The organism is Vibrio sp. OPT20 (assembly GCF_963889365.1).
GTDB classification, from domain to species: Bacteria; Pseudomonadota; Gammaproteobacteria; order Enterobacterales; family Vibrionaceae; genus Vibrio; species Vibrio splendidus.
Genome location: NZ_CAWPOA010000052.1, coordinates 342,316 through 359,876 on the forward strand (window position 1 = coordinate 342,316; position 17,561 = coordinate 359,876).

Below are 17,561 nucleotides of genomic sequence, written 5' to 3' on the forward strand. Positions count from 1 at the left end.
ATCGGCTTCTCATGTAGGCTAGCTACACATCAAAGCCTCTGCCTTGTATAAATACCCAGCAACTCGCTGCAAAAATCAGCTCGAAAGATCTACACGCCCTAGTAGAACTAATTTTTTGGTGGCGCTGGCGCTAAGACTTCACGGTTACCGTTATGGCCCGGAGCACTCACAATGCCTTGAGCTTCAAGCTGCTCAACAATTCGTGCCGCACGGTTGTAGCCAATCTTAAATCGACGTTGTACGCCAGAAACTGAACCACGACGTGAATGGACAACGTGTTCTACCACTTGATCAAACAGTGGATCGACTTCTTCATCGCCTTCCATCTTCTCACCCGGTAACAGTGTTTCCGGGGTTTGGTCGCCGTTCGTAATCTCTTCAATATAGTTTGGCTTACCGCGTGCTTTCCAGTTATTCACTACCGCGTGTACATCATCATCAGATGCAAACGCACCGTGTACACGAGTTGTGTGGCTTGAACCCGGTGGTAAGTACAACATATCACCCATACCCAATAATGATTCTGCACCACCTTGGTCAAGAATAGTTCTTGAATCCGTTTTGGTTGATACCGTAAAGGCAACACGTGTTGGGATGTTTGCTTTAATAAGACCAGTAATAACATCCACCGAAGGACGCTGAGTTGCTAAGATCAAGTGAACACCAGCCGCACGCGCTTTCTGCGCCAAACGTGCAATCAGTTCTTCAACTTTCTTACCGACTACCATGATTAAATCAGCGAATTCATCGACGACAACAACAATATAAGGCAGTTTTTCCAACAATGGTGCTTCAGGGTCCATGCTGTCGCCCGGCTTCCATAGTGGGTCATGGATTGGGTGACCCGCTTCCGCGGCCATCTTCAATTTGTCGTTGTAGCCTTTGATGTTACGAACACCGAGAGCCGACATCAGTTTGTAACGACGTTCCATTTCACCTACACACCAACGAAGGGCGTTAGATGCATCTTTCATGTCAGTCACAACTTCAGACAACAGATGTGGAATACCTTCATAGATAGATAATTCCAACATTTTCGGGTCGATCATGATGAAGCGAACATCTTCCGGTGATGCCTTGTAAAGCATACTCAAGATCATCACGTTTACACCGACCGACTTACCAGAACCGGTTGTACCAGCAACCAGAACATGTGGCATCTTCGATAGGTCAGCAATAACCGCTTCACCAGCAATGTCTTGTCCGAGAACAACGGTCGTTGGTGACTTCGCTTCTTGGAACTGAGGGCTGCCCACCACATCGGAGAAGAATACGGTTTGACGGCTCATGTTCGGCAATTCTAAACCAACATAAGGTTTACCCGGTATTACCTCGACGACACGTACTGCCAATGCAGAAAGCGAACGAGCTAAGTCCATAGAAAGGCCAGAAATACGGCTTACTTTGACGCCCGGAGCCAGATCGAGTTCAAATCGAGTGATGACAGGACCTGGGAAAATATCAACCACATCAGCTTTGATCTTGTAGTCCGCTAGCTTCGATTCAACAAGACGAGCGATCGCCTCTAGTGCATCGCGGTCAATAAAGGTTTCACGTTTTTCAGGGTGGAACAACAGCTCAAGCGTTGGCAATGGTTCGGCCGGTTTCGGTAAGTTAACATCTTGCTGTACCAGGAACGGGTTTTGTGTCGCCGCCATGTTCGCTTGTGCCTCAGAGACAAGGCTTTGGAAGGCTGCTACATCTTGGTCTGGGTGAAGAGGCTCTTCTTCTGTTACCTGTTCCCAAGGAAGATCAACCGTTGGCTCTTGAGTTTGTTCGTTTGATTGCTCAAATTCTGAATTATTTTGTTGGTTAACTAAAGGCTCAGGTTGCTCTGCATTATCTTCTTCAATCGATACAGACTCGAACTCTGAAGGCTGCTCATAACTTTGTTCTTCAGCCACATCAAACGGTGATGCTTGTACTGAGAAATCGTCTTCGCTTGGTTCTTCTGGTTCACCCATTGGCGAAGCGTATAACGATTCAGGTTGAACATCTTCCGTATCGAATTCGCTCTCAACTTCTGAAGTGCGATCAACTTCTGAAGTGCTATCGACTGCTGACTCAGCACTTTCAAGGCCAATATCAGTAGAGGCAACTTCTGGTTGATCGTTCTGCATGTATTGTTGGTACGCAGCCTGAGATTCGTGAGCATCCGTCTGATCTTGCTCAGCGAGATCATCTTCATACATAGCGGCATTTTCTAGCTGCTCTATCGTCGCATTCAACTGCTTCGAACGCTCAATACCTTCTTCGAAAGGTTCTTCTGGCGCGTGGTAAACAGGAGCGACAGAGATAGGTTGCTCTGGTTGAATTTTAGATTGAACTTGCGGTGCTTCATAAGTAGAAACCTCTGGCTTAGCTGGAGCCTCTACTGGCATATGAATATTGTAATGACGCTTCGACGTTGCACTGTTGTCCAACGCATTTACGCCAGTGTCTGAAGAGTCGTTGGTCGCAGAGAAGCTCATCGCAGGGTCGAGCTGATCTTGTTCTGCTTCTTTATACCCTTCTATAGTCTTACCTTCGATAAGATTGTCTTCTAACGCAGGGACATCACGGAAAGTCGGCTTTTGATGACGTTCCGTTAGAGAATCTCTGTCTGTCGATTCTTTCAATTCAGGCTCAAGTAGCTCTTGATCTTGGCCACGAGCCTTATTAACAGCAGATGTAAAAAATTTAATGGCACATTCGCCTAGCCATTCCACAATACTTAACCAAGAAATTCCGGTTAATAGCGTCAAGCCAGCTCCCCATAAGAAAAGAAGAACTAGCGTACTACCGAGAACATTTAACGTGGGAAGCGCAAGGCTTGTTAGTACATCACCCACGACGCCACCTGACGAAAAGTACCAAATGTCGTCAAAGTTGATATCGGCTAGACCGCAACTAGTAAGAATAAGGACAGTAAGGCCAAGTAAGCGAGTACCCCACAGCATGAAATCGATCTGCTCGTCTTCATTACGTTTACGGAATAATACCCACGCAGCAACCGTTACCAAGATAGGTAAAGGGTAAGCCAGAGAACCAAACACAAAGAAAAGCGTATCCGCCAACCATGCTCCTAAGTAGCCACCCGCATTTTGAATGTCACCACCCCACGCCGTTTGCGACCATGACGGGTCTGCAGGACTAAAAGTTAATAACGCAACGGCAAGTAGAATAGAGAAGAGAACACCCATAATCAGGCTGCACTCTTTTAGACGTTGAGAACCATTCAAACGAGGAGACTGAGGCTCTTCACTCGTTTTAATGATTGTTTCTACTTTATTACTGCTCTGCTTGAACATAAACCAACTTAATAATTAAACGGAATAAAACATCTCGAGCGACCAAAGCCGCCCGTTTCAATGAAACTACTGTTGATTTAACCATATCAAACAGAAAAACCCAATTCCAGAAAGCAAGAAAGCGGAACAAATGTCCGCTTTCTTTCATTTCACCAATTGTGACTAACGAGTTTTAATCACAAGTTGATTGGTTTGTTTCACTTCTTCCATTACAACGTAAGTTCGAGTGTCGTTTACGCCCGGTAGACGAAGTAACGTATCACCCAGTAGCTTACGGTAAGCACCCATATCCGATACACGTGTTTTTAGAAGATAGTCAAAATCACCCGACACTAAATGACACTCTTGGATGTCATCCAGTTTCTGCACAGCGGTGTTGAATTGTTCGAACACATCTGGAGCACCACGGTTCAACGTAATTTCAACAAACACTAAAAGTGAAGCATCAAGATACTGTGGGTTCAGCAACGCTGTGTACCCAGTAATGTAACCTTGACGTTCTAAACGACGAACACGCTCAAGACATGGAGTTGGAGAAAGTCCTACTCGTTTTGAGAGTTCAACGTTTGAGATACGACCGTCTTTTTGCAACTCATTAAGAATGTTGCGGTCAATACGATCTAGTTCCTTGGACGGCTTCTTATAATTGTCTGCCATTTTTTATTCCACCTTATTACTTCCTTGCAAAAAAATATACTACAACTTTTTAATATTCGGTATCAAATTCTATCTGAACCTATCTATACTAGATATTAATTCGACAGAATTACCCTACACATAGATAAAACAACCATAATATAATGAGGAGTCAGGATGATCATTGGCGTACCGAAGGAAATCAAGAACCACGAATACCGCGTTGGTATGACCCCAGCTAGCGTGAGAGAACTAATCTCACATAGCCACCAAGTTTTTGTTGAAACCAATGCCGGTACTGGTATCGGTTTTTCAGACGATGATTACATCGCTGTAGGCGCATCCATTCTTCCTACTGCTGCTGACGTTTTCGCGAAAGCAGAGATGATTGTAAAGGTTAAAGAACCTCAAGCTGTCGAGCGAGCTATGCTTCGTGAAGGGCAAATATTATTTACCTATTTACACCTTGCACCAGATTTTCCACAAACGGAAGAGCTAATCAAGAGCAAAGCTGTCTGCGTAGCCTATGAGACTGTAACAGATAATATGGGTCGCTTGCCACTATTAGCACCAATGTCTGAAGTCGCTGGTCGCATGTCTATTCAAGCAGGTGCACAAACACTAGAAAAATCTAACGGTGGTTGTGGTCTTCTTCTTGGCGGCGTTCCTGGTGTTGAACCAGCGAAAGTTGTTGTTGTTGGCGGCGGTGTTGTGGGTGCTAACGCAGCACGTATGGCTGTTGGCCTTCGCGCAGACGTAACCATTCTTGATCGCAACGTAGATACGCTTCGCCGTCTTGATGAAGAATTCCAAGGTCGCGCAAAAGTGGTTTATTCTACTGAAGACGCTATTGAGAAGCATGTTCTAGAAGCAGACCTAGTGATTGGTGCAGTACTGATCCCAGGTGCAGCAGCGCCTAAACTGGTTACAAAAGAGCACATCGCTAAGATGAAGCCAGGTTCAGCTGTTGTTGACGTTGCAATCGACCAAGGTGGTTGTTTCGAAACTTCACACGCAACCACTCACGCCGATCCAACTTACATTGTTGATGACGTAGTTCACTACTGTGTTGCTAACATGCCAGGTGCCGTTGCTCGTACTTCTACTTACGCGCTAAACAACGCAACACTTCCTTACATTGTTAAGCTAGCGAACAAAGGCTACCGCGAAGCACTTCTATCTGATGAAGGCTTCCTAGAAGGTCTTAACGTTATTCACGGTAAAGTAACTTGCAAAGAAGTTGCAGAGAGCTTTGACCTAGAATATGTAGACCCAGCTGAAGCAATCGCAATGTTTAACTAATGCTGTAATAGCTAACTGAACGCAATAATCTTCTCGTTGAAGCGTTCAGTTAACTCATACACATTAAACAAAAAGCCAGTACGACATTATGTCGCGCTGGCTTTTTTGCATTTATAGCTTTGTCTTGTATTTATAGCTTCATTTTTCATTTATGACTTTGTTTTGCGTTTATGAGTTTATGAGTTTATGAGTTTATGAGCTTAGCTAGTAAAACACGCAACAGTTCTGTCTATTGATAACGCTCGACTTTAACCCCATGAATCAATAGGTTTCTTGGCGTAATACTGCGTTCACAGAACTCTTCAATCGAAGCTTCATAACCTTGTTCTTGCAGATAGATGGCACGATCTAAGGCCAACCATATCTCCAATGGTCGTCTAAAGACTTGTTGTACTAAGCTCAACTTCTCCATTTCCCAGAAAAGCGCCTCGCCTTGGGCTAAGTAGAAATCAAAATCGACGTCTGAACCAAGCGATACTTTTTTAACTTCAGATGCCCAGCGGCAGAATGATTCAAAACCCTTAGATAACTCTGACTTTTTAATGCTTGGCACTGGAATGTATTCGTCGATATGACGTTCAGCTTTGAGCAGTTTGCTGAAGCCCAAACGATAACTCATCTCTAGTTGGCGATGTCTCTTTACTCTTTCACCACCAGTGACGGTTTCTTGAAGCGGGATTCTTAAATCGCTTTTGCTCAACGTTAATGCTGAACCTTTGGCCACGGTAGACATAGCTTGATACACATCGCCTCGAATAAGGTGATAGCAACAAGGGGAAATTGTTACCGCCGATAGCCCATGTGAAACAGACTTTTTCACCAGTTCAACATGCAGATCACCACAAGCATGGAGCGCAACAGCGTGTTGATCAGAGTTAAATACGCCATCTGCTTCCTCTGAAAACGCGTCACCTTGGACAAAGTGCATTTCTAATTTCTGGTCGTCTGCTACCTTTTGTCCGCTTTCACATAACGATTGTTGCCATTCAAAGCTAGTGACCTTTTGATCTGATTGTTGAGATAAAATTCGGCCCAGAAAACCTTTGCCAGAACACCACTCTAGCCACTCTTTACCATGATGGTGTTCAAGTGCAGCCTCTCCCATCGCCACGATTTGTTGCAGCTTTCTGCCGGGAATACCATCAGCAGTACCACGTGGGAGGTCTAATCCAACCAAAGCCGTATTATCAAACTGGATATTTTGGTTAGCAGCATCTAATTGAGGGAGGAAGCGAGTCAGTTCCTCGACCAAAAGCTGAGGCTGCTCTTTTAACGTTTGAATGCGCTCAATACTCAAACCTTCTAACCAATCGACAAGTGGACGATTCACATCTTTCCATGGTTGATGGTGAGTTTGGCATAGATGAAAAGGCTCCGAACGCCAATAGACTTGGTGCTCTAACAAGAATGAGTCGAGTGTTGTAAATCGTGAATGCATGCTTCCCCCTATGATGCGAGGATTGTAGGGGTAAGAGGCCAAAATGGAAAGGAAGGATACAAATCGAGGCTATAGGGACAGGCTATCAGTAAGTCATACCAATCACGGGAAGTCAGTGAACAGAAGTAGCGCAGGTAAAGGCTTGAGAACAAGGCAGCTCTGTTCGGCAAGTCGTTTCGATAAGTACTTATTCTGCAATCAAAAGTTCTAACAACGTTATCGAGCGTTTTAACAAGCTAGGGTGACCCGTTATTTACTACGATTGGTATAAACCAAAACCGAGTTCAAATGAAAACGGCCTGTAAACAGGCCGAATAGGAATCGAATTAAAGACTATGCCCCTTAGCGAACAGGCAGGTCGATATCTTTAAACATCTCTTCGATTTCTTCATTCGATTTCAAAGAAATAGCCTGTTCAACCACAGGACGAGTTAAGTGCGGTGCAAAACGCTCCATAAAATCAAACATGTAAGAACGCAGGAAAGTGCCTTTTCTAAAGCCAATGCTTGTGGTGCTAGCACCAAATAGGTGGCTCGCATCAATAGCAACCAAATCTGTATCTTGCTCGTGGTCAATCGCCATACTTGCGATTACACCAACTCCGATCCCCATACGAACATAAGTTTTAATTACGTCTGCATCCGTTGCGGTAAACACAACTCGCGGTGTTAATCCTACTTTGTTGAATGCAGTATCAAGCTCAGAACGGCCAGTAAAACCAAATACATAAGTCACGAGAGAATAAGCAGCAAGATCTTCAATCGAGATAGTTCGTTTTTGCGCAAGAGGATGATCTTTAGTTACGACGATTGAACGGTTCCAGTGATAACAAGGCAGCATAATTGCATCTTGATAAAGGTGCAGCGCTTCCGTTGCAATCGCAAAGTTCGCAGTCCCTTTAGCGACCGCTTCTGACATCTGGCTTGGTGTACCTTGGTGCATGTGAAGCGACACTTTTGGATAACGTGCCGTGAAACCTTTAATCACATCAGGGAGCGCATAACGAGCTTGAGTATGAGTGGTTGAAATATTCAATGTGCCCATCTCAGGATGAGTGTGCTCACCCGCTACTGCTTTAATACTCTCTACACGTGCCAAAATCTCTTGAGAGATACGAATAATATCCTCACCGGCTTGTGTAACCTGAGTTAAATGCTTACCGCTACGTTCAAAAATCTGAATGCCTAGCTCGTCTTCAAGTAACCTAACTTGCTTACTAATGCCGGGCTGAGATGTATACAAACTCTCTGCTGTCGCTGAAACATTTAGGTTATGGTTTAGAACCTCAACAATGTACTTCAGTTGCTGTAACTTCATATCTAACCTCGTAATCCTTTACTCATTTCTGCGCTAACTTATTTGCAAATAGAGCTTTATAGTCTCGTGTAATATAATTAATAGTTATAACGCTTCGAGAACCAAAATGACAGAAATAATGAGTTTTTCTAGCTTAACAAACAAAAACATCACTAACGCTTTGCAACCCACACCTCATTCTCATACATTAGTTGGTAAGTTTTGATTGCCGATTGTGCTCAACAAGAGATAATCAGAAATTGCAATTTACGAGTGCCGATACACAATGGAATCGTGTATCCTCTCAAGTTAGCTATAGAAAACAACAAGCAGACACAAATATATGAATATTGGTTTAATAATCGCCTTAGTCGCCGTTCTTTTGGTGTTGGTTTTAGGCTACAACATCATGCTTCAATACAAAGTTAAGGTAGAAACAGCGAAGAAACAGGAAGCTTCTCGTTATCTAACCATTATTGACGGAACAGAAGAGTTGATTGGCAATGCTCACCACATGCCGTTTAGCCAAGATCTTCTTATATGCTTAAACAATCGAATTCTTGATGCATTAGAAAACATGTATCAGCTCGATCCCAAAAACAAGCAGCTTGCCCAACGCATTGAAAGCGTAAAACAACAAATCACTCAGCTTAAAGAGAACTACCAAGGTGGTGAAAGTACTACCTTCCGCGTTCCAAGCAGTGACAAACAAGCGATCATGATGCTGAAGCTAGTTAAGCGCCTACGTGATACGGTCCGTAACGAGCACAATAAAGGCCGCTTCGAGACTCAAGCTTATGTGGTTGAAAACGCTCGTTTAGAGACGATTCAAATTCGCATCAATATCGAAAATGTTATCAAGCGTGCAAACGACTCGATTTCTCGCGGACAGCCAGGCACAGCAATTCAGTTACTGCGTAAAGGTATCGACGCATTAGCAACTAAGAACGATTCATACTCTACTCAAGCGAAAGAAAAGCTTCAGCAGATGCTTAACGATCTTGATCAGAAGCGCCAAGATAAAAACGCGCAAGATTTACAACAGATCGAATCTAAAGAGCGTGACGAAGACATGGACGCCCTCTTCGGTCAGAAGAAGAAATGGTAACTGTCTAACGCAATACTTAAAGGCCGCTTATTTACATTAAATTAGCGGCCTTTTTTGTAGCTGTTGAATTTCCTTTCTCTGTATAGGGAGATCTCTTGAGCTGTGATAAAATCCCGCATTATCAACAAACTTGCCCTGACCATGTATCAAGAATTATTAGCTCCAATCCACTCTTTTCTTAAAGCTGAAACGCCAGGTTCATGGATCGATGAAGCCAAAAAGCCTGAAAACCTTCACATCATTCTACGCGATCACATGCTTTGTGAGCTTAAGGCGGCACAGAGTGCTTTGTTCCTTATCCGCAAGTACGCAGTTGATAAAGAAAGCGCAAAGCAACTGAATGAATGGATTTTGCCCTACGAGCAATTTGCTTACCGTCGTATCGGAGACTTAGAGTCTCTGCGTGGTAAAAGCAACGTATCAAAGCAAATTACAGCGAAAGAAGGCTGCAATTACGGCGCTGACCTGATCGATAAAATGGTATTGCTGATCAAAGAAGAGCTGCATCATTTCTACCAAGTCATGGAATTGATGGTAAAGAAAGGCGTCACTTACCAACCGATTGAAGCGGGTCGCTACGCTAAGGGTTTAATCAAGCAAGTCAAAACTTACGAACCCGATGCTCTGGTTGATAAGCTCATCATCGGTGCGTTTATCGAAGCTCGCTCTTGTGAGCGTTTCGCTAAATTAGCTCCATTCTTGGAAGAAGATATGGAGAAGTTTTACGTGTCTCTGCTTCGCTCAGAGGCTCGACATTACCAAGATTACCTTGAGTTAGCAGAGCAGATCGCAGGGAAAGATATCTCAGAGCGTATTGCTCATTTCGCGCAAGTAGAAGCGGATCTTATCACTTCAGAAGACAGCGATTTTAAATTCCATAGTGGCGCTCCGCTTTAGACTAGGCAAGATAACTCAAGTCCAGACCAATTCAATGCCTCGTACACAAATAAGAAGGCCAGCAATTTGCTGGCCTTCTTATTCGAATAGCTTTCTGATGCAAACTTAAGCTAGCGTACCGTTGATCTCTGCAAGTACAGCGGCAGGGTCTATCGCTTGAGTGATAGGGCGACCGATAACAAGGTAGTCAGAACCTGACTCAATCGCTTTAGAAGGCGTCATGATTCTCTTCTGATCACCAACATCAGCACCTACAGGACGAATACCAGGAGTTACTAGCTTGAATTCTTGGCCAAGTGCACCTTTCAGTAAAGAAGCCTCTTGTGCCGAACATACAACGCCGTCTAAGCCTGAGTTTTTAGTCAGAGATGCCAAGCGCATCACCTGCTGCTGTGGCTCAAGATCCAAACCAATACCCGCCAAGTCAGATTGCTCCATACTAGTCAGCACTGTCACGCCAATTAGCAACGGACGATCTTTACCATACGGTTCCAAAATTTCGCGAGACGCCGTCATCATGCGCTCACCGCCACTAGCATGTACGTTCACCATCCAAACGCCTAGTTCCGCGGCAGCTCGCACAGCTTTTGAACATGTGTTCGGGATGTCGTGGAATTTGAGATCCAAAAATACTGAGAAACCACGTTTATGCAATTCACGAACAAATTCAGGACCAAACAAGGTAAACATCTCTTTGCCCACTTTTAGACGGCAAGATGCTGGGTCAATACGATCAACAAAGGCTAACGCATCCGCTTGGTTATCATAATCCAATGCTACAATGATTTTTTGGTCGTTCATTTCATCTCCTAACGCAGTTAACTTTCTACAAAATATTTATACCAATCAGGCCATAAATAACAGTCATAAAAATGCAGCCCGAAAGCTGCAATTAATAATTTGGTCTTAAAATGACCACGAATCTATTCACCATCAAGCCCACGAATAGGCTTGATCGTTCCCCACCCCTTACATGAAGGGCAGTGCCAATACATTGAGTGTGTTGAGAAACCACACTGACGACAACGATAATGAGGCTTAACCTTAAGTTGTTCACCAACCATAGATTGAAGTGTGGTTAAGCTGTCTTTCGCACGACCTTCTTCTGCTTCCGCTAGGTGATAATCGATTAATCGATAAAAACCCTTCATGGTTGGATTTTTGACAAGCTGCTTTGTTAGTAGCTCTTGAGCAGAACCAACATCTTCATGATGAGCAACCAATTGAGCGAGCATCAGTTCAGCGGACACACCAGCTTTATTCTGAATACAAGCTTTAAGGAACTCGACCAATTGAGCCTCTTGCCCAAGCTTGTGGTAACACTCAGCAAGGGTTGGCAACACCTCACTAATAAAGTCGATATCTTGCTCGAGTACCGATTCCAAACAATCGATTGTCTTTTGGTAGTCTTCGTTCGCTAAGTGGAACTTGCCTAGAGCAATGCTAGCACGGACACATTTAGGGTCTTCAGAAAGTGCCTTTTTGAAATGCTGAAGCGCTTTAGAACGATTACCATCGGCTTGCTCTTGCATCGCAAGTTCACACCAGAAATGTGCAACTGTCGCACGCATCTTCATTTTCTTCTTACCGAGCTTAACTAGGATATTTCCGTAATGAATAGCCTTGTTCCACTCTCGAGTTTGCTGATAAATAGCAACCAACTGCTGTAGAGCACCCTCTTTGTGATCGGGTTCTTCTACAAGCTGTTCAAAGATTTTTTCGGCGCGATCAAGAAAGCCAGAGACCATATAATCTTTAGCTAATTGTTGTAGTGCGAGGTTTTTCTGATCGAGAGTAAGCCCCGAACGAGAGATAAGATTTTGGTGAATACGAATAGCACGGTCGACTTCGCCTCTTGAGCGGAACAAGTTGCCCAAAGCTAAGTGAGTATCGATGGTTTCATTGTCGACTTGAAGGAGTTCAATGAAGTGATCAACCGCTTTGTCAGACTGATCTGACAGTAATAGGTTCAAACCCGTCACGTATTGACGGGAAATCTGGTGTGATTGTTTCTGTTTTTCTTGCTGAGCATTACGATTACCCATATACCAACCGTAAGCGGCGGCAATAGGTAAGAGCAAGAACAGTAACTCTAACATCAAATAAGACCTTTAAGCTTTGGTATCAGCAGCTACCTGCTTTGATTGCTTATTGAGTTGTTTCTTCAAACGATGAATTCTCAGTTGAGATCGCATGTGCATATTGCCGAAGACTAACCAAGCAAGACCAAAACCTGAAACGAAGACAACACCTAATAAGCTTGATAGGTGGAAGTCACCTTGCGCTAGCAGATAGTTGAAATTCACACTTGTTTGGTTTTGAGAGCCTAAAGCCAGTGCAATTAGGAAAAGTGCGATAACGGCGACTATTTTTATAATTTTCATAGTTCATCACTCATTGGTTAGTTAGCTGTACGATTATGCAGGAAAATTACTAATCAGACCACCATATTATGGTCATAAAAAAGCGGCATACATTATAGTATGCCGCTTTTCTTAATTCCGATAAGTAGTCTACAGTCCTGAGTTTACTCGTTCGCGTAGCTCTTTACCTGGTTTAAAGTGAGGAACGTATTTGCCTTCCAACTCAACCTTGTCACCAGTTTTAGGATTACGTCCAACACGAGGTTCACGGTAATGCAGAGAAAAACTGCCAAATCCGCGAATTTCGATTCGATCACCACTTTCTAGTGTTGAAGCCATGTGCTCTAAAATGTCTTTTACAGCGTCTTCAATTTCTTTTGCAGAAAGGTGCGTTTGCTCAGCGCACAGTCTTTCAATCAATTCAGACTTAGTCATAGTTACCCTCGTTGGTTTTCTTTTTAGAAATTATAGACCTATCGGAAAAATAAGCAAAAAAAAAGGAGCCTTACGGCTCCTTTCTTGGCTATATAGCTATAATTCTCTTAACGAGAAGCTATTATTCGCCTTTAGCAGCTTTGAATGCGTCTGCCATTGCGTTACCGAACGCGCCTTCATCAGACTTGTTCAGTGAAGCCATTGCTTCTTGCTCATCAGCTTCATCTTTAGCTTTGATAGATAGGTTGATTACGCGGTTCTTACGGTCTACACCAGTGAACTTCGCTTCAACGCTGTCGCCAACGCTTAGGATTAGAGATGCATCTTCGATACGGTCACGAGAAACTTCAGAAGCGCGTAGGTAACCCTCAACGCCTTCGATTAGCTCGATAGTAGCGCCTTTCGCGTCAACTGCAGTTACAGTACCGTTTACAAGAACACCTTTCTTGTTGTCAGCAACGTATGCGTTGAACGGGTCGTTTTCCATTTGCTTAACGCCAAGAGAAATACGCTCACGCTCTGCATCTACTGCTAGAACAACAGCAGAGATTTCGTCGCCTTTCTTGTATTCACGTACAGCTTCTTCGCCGGCAGCGTTCCAAGAAATGTCAGATAGGTGTACAAGACCGTCGATACCGCCTTCAAGACCGATGAAGATACCAAAGTCAGTGATAGATTTGATCTTACCAGTAACTTTGTCGCCCTTAGCTTGCATTTCTGCAAATGACTGCCATGGGTTAGCTTTACACTGTTTCAGACCTAGAGAGATACGACGACGTTCTTCGTCGATATCAAGAACCATAACCTCAACTTCGTCGCCAACATTAACAACTTTAGAAGGGTGGATGTTCTTGTTAGTCCAATCCATTTCAGAAACGTGTACTAGACCTTCAACGCCTTCTTCGATTTCAACGAAGCAGCCGTAGTCAGTTAGGTTTGTAACACGACCAGAAAGCTTGTGACCTTCAGGGTAACGCTTAGCGATTGCTACCCATGGATCTTCGCCTAGTTGCTTAAGACCTAGTGAAACACGAGTACGCTCACGATCGAACTTAAGAACTTTAACTAGGATTTCGTCACCAACGTTAACGATCTCTGATGGGTGCTTAACGCGCTTCCAAGCCATATCTGTGATATGTAGAAGACCGTCAACACCGCCAAGGTCAACGAATGCACCGTAGTCAGTAAGGTTCTTAACGATACCTTTAACTTCAGTACCTTCTTGTAGAGTTTCAAGAAGTTCGTCACGCTCAACACTGTTTTCAGATTCGATAACAGCACGACGAGAAACAACAACGTTGTTACGCTTCTGGTCTAGCTTGATTACTTTGAACTCTAGCTCTTTGTTTTCTAGGTGAGCAGTGTCACGGATAGGACGTACGTCTACTAGAGAACCTGGAAGGAAAGCACGGATACCGTTAAGTTCAACAGTGAAACCGCCTTTAACTTTACCGTTGATGATACCAACAACAGTTTCAGCTTCTTCGCAAGCTTTCTCAAGTACGATCCAAGCTTCGTGACGCTTAGCTTTCTCACGAGAAAGTTGAGTTTCACCGAAACCATCTTCAACAGCGTCTAGAGCTACGTCTACTTCAGCACCAACTTCAACTTCAAGTTCGCCAGCAGCGTTCTTGAATTGTTCAGCAGGGATAGCAGATTCAGACTTAAGACCAGCATCTACAAGAACGAAACCGTTCTCGATAGCTACTACAGTACCTTTAACGATGCTGCCTTGTTGGAATTCAGTTTCAGATAGAAACTCTTCAAAGAGTTGAGCAAAAGATTCAGTCATTATTTAATCTTCAATAATTAAACGTCCATGGGTATCCTACCGCATGGGGTTGATAAATTCGCCGGTCATCATCCTTGCGACCAACGTTCGTACTAGCTCGGCGAAATTACCCAGCCAGTTTCGATTCCATATAGTGTAGTGCTTTTTCTACTACCTGCTCAATATTCATTGAGGTGGAATCAAGCACTAGAGCATCCTCTGCAGGGCGAAGTGGCGCCACTGGGCGATTACGATCTCGGTCGTCTCGCTCTTGGATCTCGCTCAAAAGGTCGTCAAATTTAACATCTAACCCCTTCTGTTGCAACTGTTTAAGGCGGCGACTCGCACGCTCTTCAGCACTTGCATCTAAAAATATTTTCGCTTCAGCTTCAGGGAACACAACCGTTCCCATGTCACGGCCATCAGCAACCAAACCAGGTGCCGTGCTGAATGCACGTTGACGACGAAGCAGAGCTTCACGAACGCGAGGTAAAGCGGCCACTTTTGAAGCTGCCATGCCGGTTTCTTCTTTGCGAAGTTCACCAGACACATCTTCACCTTCTAGGATAACCTTAACTAAGTCGCCTTCAGCAATAAACTGCACGTCTAAGTGTGTCGCAAGCGGTACTAAAGCATCTTCTGATTCAGTATTCACACCATGGTGAATTGCCGCTAAAGCCAATACGCGATAAATCGCGCCTGAATCTAGAAGATGAAAGCCTAGCTTATCTGCTAGCAACATACACAGGGTACCTTTACCTGCACCACTTGGTCCATCAACCGTAATCACTGGGCTTTGAGAAGGCATCTTTTACTCCACATTTTGTCGTAAGTTTTATTCTGTACTAGCGATTCGCCACTACTTTATAGGCGGCATATTATAGAGAAAAATTGGAAGTCGAGCGAGGTAAATCTCAGATAATTCCGAGTTGATGATGCATAAACCAATGCAACCAGCCCAATATCCGTTTGCTTAGGTCAATAAGACACGCACGAGCTTTTCGATAGCGCACTTTTCGATAGATAGAAAAAAGCCTCGCAACAAGCAAGGCTCATGAATTTGCATTTTGTAAAGCAAAGAAGAAGTAGCTCAAAGAAACATTAGCCAATAATAGCTCGAACCGCTTCTAGATCTTCAGGCGTATCAACACCAGCAGCTGGCGCTTCAACCGCAACGTCTACATGGATTTGTTCACCATACCAAAGCACTCGTAATTGCTCTAGGCACTCAATACGCTCAAGAGTACTAGGTTCCCAATTAATGTAGGTATTGATAAAGCCCGCTCGGTAAGCATAGATACCAATATGACGAAGCAAAGGAGATTCCGCTGCAGTACCGCTGTTCGCGTAAGCATCTCGATCCCAAGGAATGGTTGCTCGACTGAAATACAAGGCGTAACCGTCTTTATCGGTTACAACTTTAACGGCATTAGGGTTAAACACTTCATCAGCATGAGTGATTTCCACACCGAGTGTTGCCATCGGAGCTGTACTGTTCGCAAGATTGTTCGCAACCTGATTAATGATCGCTGGTGGGATAAGTGGCTCATCACCTTGAACATTCACGATAATATGATCATCAGGAATCTTCATAACTTCAATCACTTCAGCTAGGCGTTCAGTACCTGACTCATGATTCGGTGATGTCATACAAACGGTCGCGCCAAATGCTTTAGCCGCTTTTTCAACTCGAGCGTCGTCGGTAGCGATAATAACGTTATCGGCACCCGCTTTCATTGACTGTTCGTATACCCATTGAATCATCGGCTTTCCACCAATGTCAGCAAGCGGCTTCCCAGGTAAACGGCTCGATTGGTATCTCGCAGGTATAACAACCGTATAAGACATTACTTACCCTCATCCATTGAAACGGTGCGAGCTTCAGGTTCTAAAAGAACAGGAATACCCTCTTTAATTGGGTAAGCAAGGCGATCAATTTTACAAACAAGCTCTTGCTTATCCTTGTCAAAAGTTAGTTTACCTTTACATACAGGGCAAGCAACGATCTCAAGTAGACGGTGATCCATAGTATTCCATAACCTCTTTTATTCTTTTTAAAATTTGCTGTCGCGAATCTTCATCAAACTGCGCAGAAACTGGAAGATACCACCAGTTATCTTGAGCATATTCTTCGCATTTTACAGCGTCTTTTTCTGTCATAATCAGATTCATACCTTTCTTAGCTAAGGCATGAAGTTCATCTTTATCAAAATCTTGATGGTCGGCGAAGCCCTGTGTGAAAACAACATCACCATCAAGATCTTCCAATGTTTTAAAAAAGCGTGGTGGGTGACCAATACCAGCAAAAGCCACCAACTTCTGTAGTTCTGCTACCGATATTTTCTCACCAGTCTTTAGGTTAACGGCTTGGCTTGGTAGCAAAGACATAGAGAACTCTCGTCCTTGCACTTTACCGCCATTGTTAACCAAAAAGTCTACGTCATCTAAACGAGATATAGGCTCTCTTAGCGGGCCTAAAGGAATTAGGCATTCGCTACCAAAGCGTCTAGCACCGTCGATAACCGCAAATTCAATATCACGTTCAAGTGCATAGTGCTGAAGGCCATCATCCGTGATGATGACATCAACCCCTTCGCTCAACAAAGCCTTTACCGCGTTTGCACGCACAGGATCGACAGCAACAGGCGCACCGGTTCGCTTTCGAATTAAACGAGGTTCATCGCCAGAGTGTTCAGCAGGCGTGTTTTCATCCAATACTAACGGGTAGCTTGGCGCTTTTGCCCCATAACCTCGAGAAACCACCCCAGGCTTAAAGCCGTTAGCTTGAAGCACCTCAACTAACCAAATCACAACCGGTGTTTTACCATTGCCACCAGCGGTAATATTACCAACAACAATTACTGGTAAGGGCGGACGGTAGGTCTCTTTTTTACCGGATAGATAGGCGTCACGTCTTTGACCGCTGATCATTTTGAACAGCAGACTCAATGGCCACAGTAGCGGCCAAAGAAGGTATTTTAACGGATGATTGTTAAACCAAATCTTTTCGATCACAACAAGACCT

Annotated in this window: 16 protein-coding genes; 3 read left to right on the top strand and 13 right to left on the bottom strand. The window is 44.0% G+C overall.

Annotated features, from left to right (window positions below; translation table 11 throughout):
- Positions 1-107 precede the first annotated feature (107 nt).
- On the bottom strand, positions 108-3,290 hold the full coding sequence (locus tag AACR09_RS11655; protein WP_193835008.1) for a DNA translocase FtsK 4TM domain-containing protein: 3,183 nt from the start codon (positions 3,288-3,290) through the stop codon (positions 108-110).
- 162 nt (positions 3,291-3,452) lie between these two features.
- Complete coding sequence (gene lrp, locus AACR09_RS11660; RefSeq protein ID WP_004734558.1) at positions 3,453-3,947, bottom strand: leucine-responsive transcriptional regulator Lrp; 495 nt, start codon at positions 3,945-3,947, stop codon at positions 3,453-3,455.
- Between the two features lie 156 nt (positions 3,948-4,103).
- Here lrp and ald point away from each other — a divergent pair, with 156 nt between their 5' ends.
- Complete coding sequence (ald, locus tag AACR09_RS11665) at positions 4,104-5,228, top strand: alanine dehydrogenase (protein WP_102545086.1); 1,125 nt, start codon at positions 4,104-4,106, stop codon at positions 5,226-5,228.
- Positions 5,229-5,457: 229 nt separating this feature from the next.
- Here the strand turns inward: ald and AACR09_RS11670 are convergent, their stop codons facing one another.
- Both AACR09_RS11670 and cysB read right to left on the bottom strand, forming a co-directional pair.
- Positions 5,458-6,666, bottom strand: coding sequence for a methyltransferase (locus tag AACR09_RS11670; RefSeq protein WP_193835009.1), 1,209 nt, complete (start codon positions 6,664-6,666; stop codon positions 5,458-5,460).
- 342 nt (positions 6,667-7,008) lie between these two features.
- Positions 7,009-7,983 carry an HTH-type transcriptional regulator CysB gene (gene cysB / locus AACR09_RS11675; protein ID WP_004734561.1) on the bottom strand — a complete coding sequence of 325 codons (975 nt, stop codon included), beginning with the start codon at positions 7,981-7,983 and terminating at the stop codon, positions 7,009-7,011.
- 322 nt (positions 7,984-8,305) lie between these two features.
- Here cysB and AACR09_RS11680 point away from each other — a divergent pair, with 322 nt between their 5' ends.
- Together AACR09_RS11680 and miaE are read left to right on the top strand one after the other, a co-directional pair.
- Positions 8,306-9,070, top strand: coding sequence for a hypothetical protein (locus AACR09_RS11680; protein WP_004734562.1), 765 nt, complete (start codon positions 8,306-8,308; stop codon positions 9,068-9,070).
- A gap of 102 nt (positions 9,071-9,172) precedes the next feature.
- Complete coding sequence (gene miaE / locus AACR09_RS11685) at positions 9,173-9,967, top strand: tRNA isopentenyl-2-thiomethyl-A-37 hydroxylase MiaE (RefSeq protein ID WP_322621709.1); 795 nt, start codon at positions 9,173-9,175, stop codon at positions 9,965-9,967.
- A gap of 105 nt (positions 9,968-10,072) precedes the next feature.
- Here miaE and pyrF read toward each other — a convergent pair whose 3' ends face one another.
- From pyrF to lpxK, 9 genes are all read right to left on the bottom strand, one after another.
- A complete protein-coding gene (gene pyrF / locus AACR09_RS11690) occupies positions 10,073-10,768 on the bottom strand; it encodes an orotidine-5'-phosphate decarboxylase (RefSeq protein ID WP_017078954.1) in 696 nt (231 codons plus the stop codon).
- A 122-nt stretch (positions 10,769-10,890) separates the two neighbouring features.
- Positions 10,891-12,066, bottom strand: coding sequence for a lipopolysaccharide assembly protein LapB (gene lapB / locus AACR09_RS11695; protein ID WP_004734543.1), 1,176 nt, complete (start codon positions 12,064-12,066; stop codon positions 10,891-10,893).
- A gap of 12 nt (positions 12,067-12,078) precedes the next feature.
- A complete protein-coding gene (locus AACR09_RS11700) occupies positions 12,079-12,351 on the bottom strand; it encodes a LapA family protein (RefSeq protein WP_004734544.1) in 273 nt (90 codons plus the stop codon).
- 129 nt (positions 12,352-12,480) lie between these two features.
- Positions 12,481-12,765, bottom strand: a complete 285-nt coding sequence (ihfB, locus tag AACR09_RS11705; protein ID WP_010439923.1) for an integration host factor subunit beta — start codon at positions 12,763-12,765, stop codon at positions 12,481-12,483.
- A 121-nt stretch (positions 12,766-12,886) separates the two neighbouring features.
- Positions 12,887-14,557, bottom strand: a complete 1,671-nt coding sequence (gene rpsA / locus AACR09_RS11710; protein WP_017057038.1) for a 30S ribosomal protein S1 — start codon at positions 14,555-14,557, stop codon at positions 12,887-12,889.
- Positions 14,558-14,663: 106 nt separating this feature from the next.
- Positions 14,664-15,344 (bottom strand): (d)CMP kinase, encoded by a 681-nt coding sequence (gene cmk / locus AACR09_RS11715; RefSeq protein ID WP_193835010.1) that lies wholly within the window; start codon positions 15,342-15,344, stop codon positions 14,664-14,666.
- Positions 15,345-15,637: 293 nt separating this feature from the next.
- The gene (gene kdsB / locus AACR09_RS11720; RefSeq protein ID WP_193835011.1) at positions 15,638-16,384 is read right to left on the bottom strand and encodes a 3-deoxy-manno-octulosonate cytidylyltransferase; all 747 of its coding nucleotides are present in this window, start codon (positions 16,382-16,384) and stop codon (positions 15,638-15,640) included.
- A complete protein-coding gene (locus AACR09_RS11725) occupies positions 16,384-16,563 on the bottom strand; it encodes a Trm112 family protein (protein WP_004736429.1) in 180 nt (59 codons plus the stop codon). Before AACR09_RS11725 ends, kdsB begins: the two co-directional genes overlap by 1 nt.
- Positions 16,544-17,551, bottom strand: a complete 1,008-nt coding sequence (gene lpxK, locus AACR09_RS11730; protein WP_193835012.1) for a tetraacyldisaccharide 4'-kinase — start codon at positions 17,549-17,551, stop codon at positions 16,544-16,546. The genes AACR09_RS11725 and lpxK overlap by 20 nt, the downstream gene beginning before the upstream one ends.
- Between the last annotated feature and the right edge of the window lie 10 nt (positions 17,552-17,561).

Coding starts and splice junctions, on each gene's coding strand:
- AACR09_RS11655 (WP_193835008.1), bottom strand. CDS start 3,290: ATGTTCAAGCAGAGCAGTAATAAAGTAGAAACAATCATTAAAACGAGT.
- lrp (WP_004734558.1), bottom strand. CDS start 3,947: ATGGCAGACAATTATAAGAAGCCGTCCAAGGAACTAGATCGTATTGAC.
- ald (WP_102545086.1), top strand. CDS start 4,104: ATGATCATTGGCGTACCGAAGGAAATCAAGAACCACGAATACCGCGTT.
- AACR09_RS11670 (WP_193835009.1), bottom strand. CDS start 6,666: ATGCATTCACGATTTACAACACTCGACTCATTCTTGTTAGAGCACCAA.
- cysB (WP_004734561.1), bottom strand. CDS start 7,983: ATGAAGTTACAGCAACTGAAGTACATTGTTGAGGTTCTAAACCATAAC.
- AACR09_RS11680 (WP_004734562.1), top strand. CDS start 8,306: ATGAATATTGGTTTAATAATCGCCTTAGTCGCCGTTCTTTTGGTGTTG.
- pyrF (WP_017078954.1), bottom strand. CDS start 10,768: ATGAACGACCAAAAAATCATTGTAGCATTGGATTATGATAACCAAGCG.
- lapB (WP_004734543.1), bottom strand. CDS start 12,066: ATGTTAGAGTTACTGTTCTTGCTCTTACCTATTGCCGCCGCTTACGGT.
- AACR09_RS11700 (WP_004734544.1), bottom strand. CDS start 12,351: ATGAAAATTATAAAAATAGTCGCCGTTATCGCACTTTTCCTAATTGCA.
- ihfB (WP_010439923.1), bottom strand. CDS start 12,765: ATGACTAAGTCTGAATTGATTGAAAGACTGTGCGCTGAGCAAACGCAC.
- rpsA (WP_017057038.1), bottom strand. CDS start 14,557: ATGACTGAATCTTTTGCTCAACTCTTTGAAGAGTTTCTATCTGAAACT.
- cmk (WP_193835010.1), bottom strand. CDS start 15,344: ATGCCTTCTCAAAGCCCAGTGATTACGGTTGATGGACCAAGTGGTGCA.
- kdsB (WP_193835011.1), bottom strand. CDS start 16,384: ATGTCTTATACGGTTGTTATACCTGCGAGATACCAATCGAGCCGTTTA.
- AACR09_RS11725 (WP_004736429.1), bottom strand. CDS start 16,563: ATGGATCACCGTCTACTTGAGATCGTTGCTTGCCCTGTATGTAAAGGT.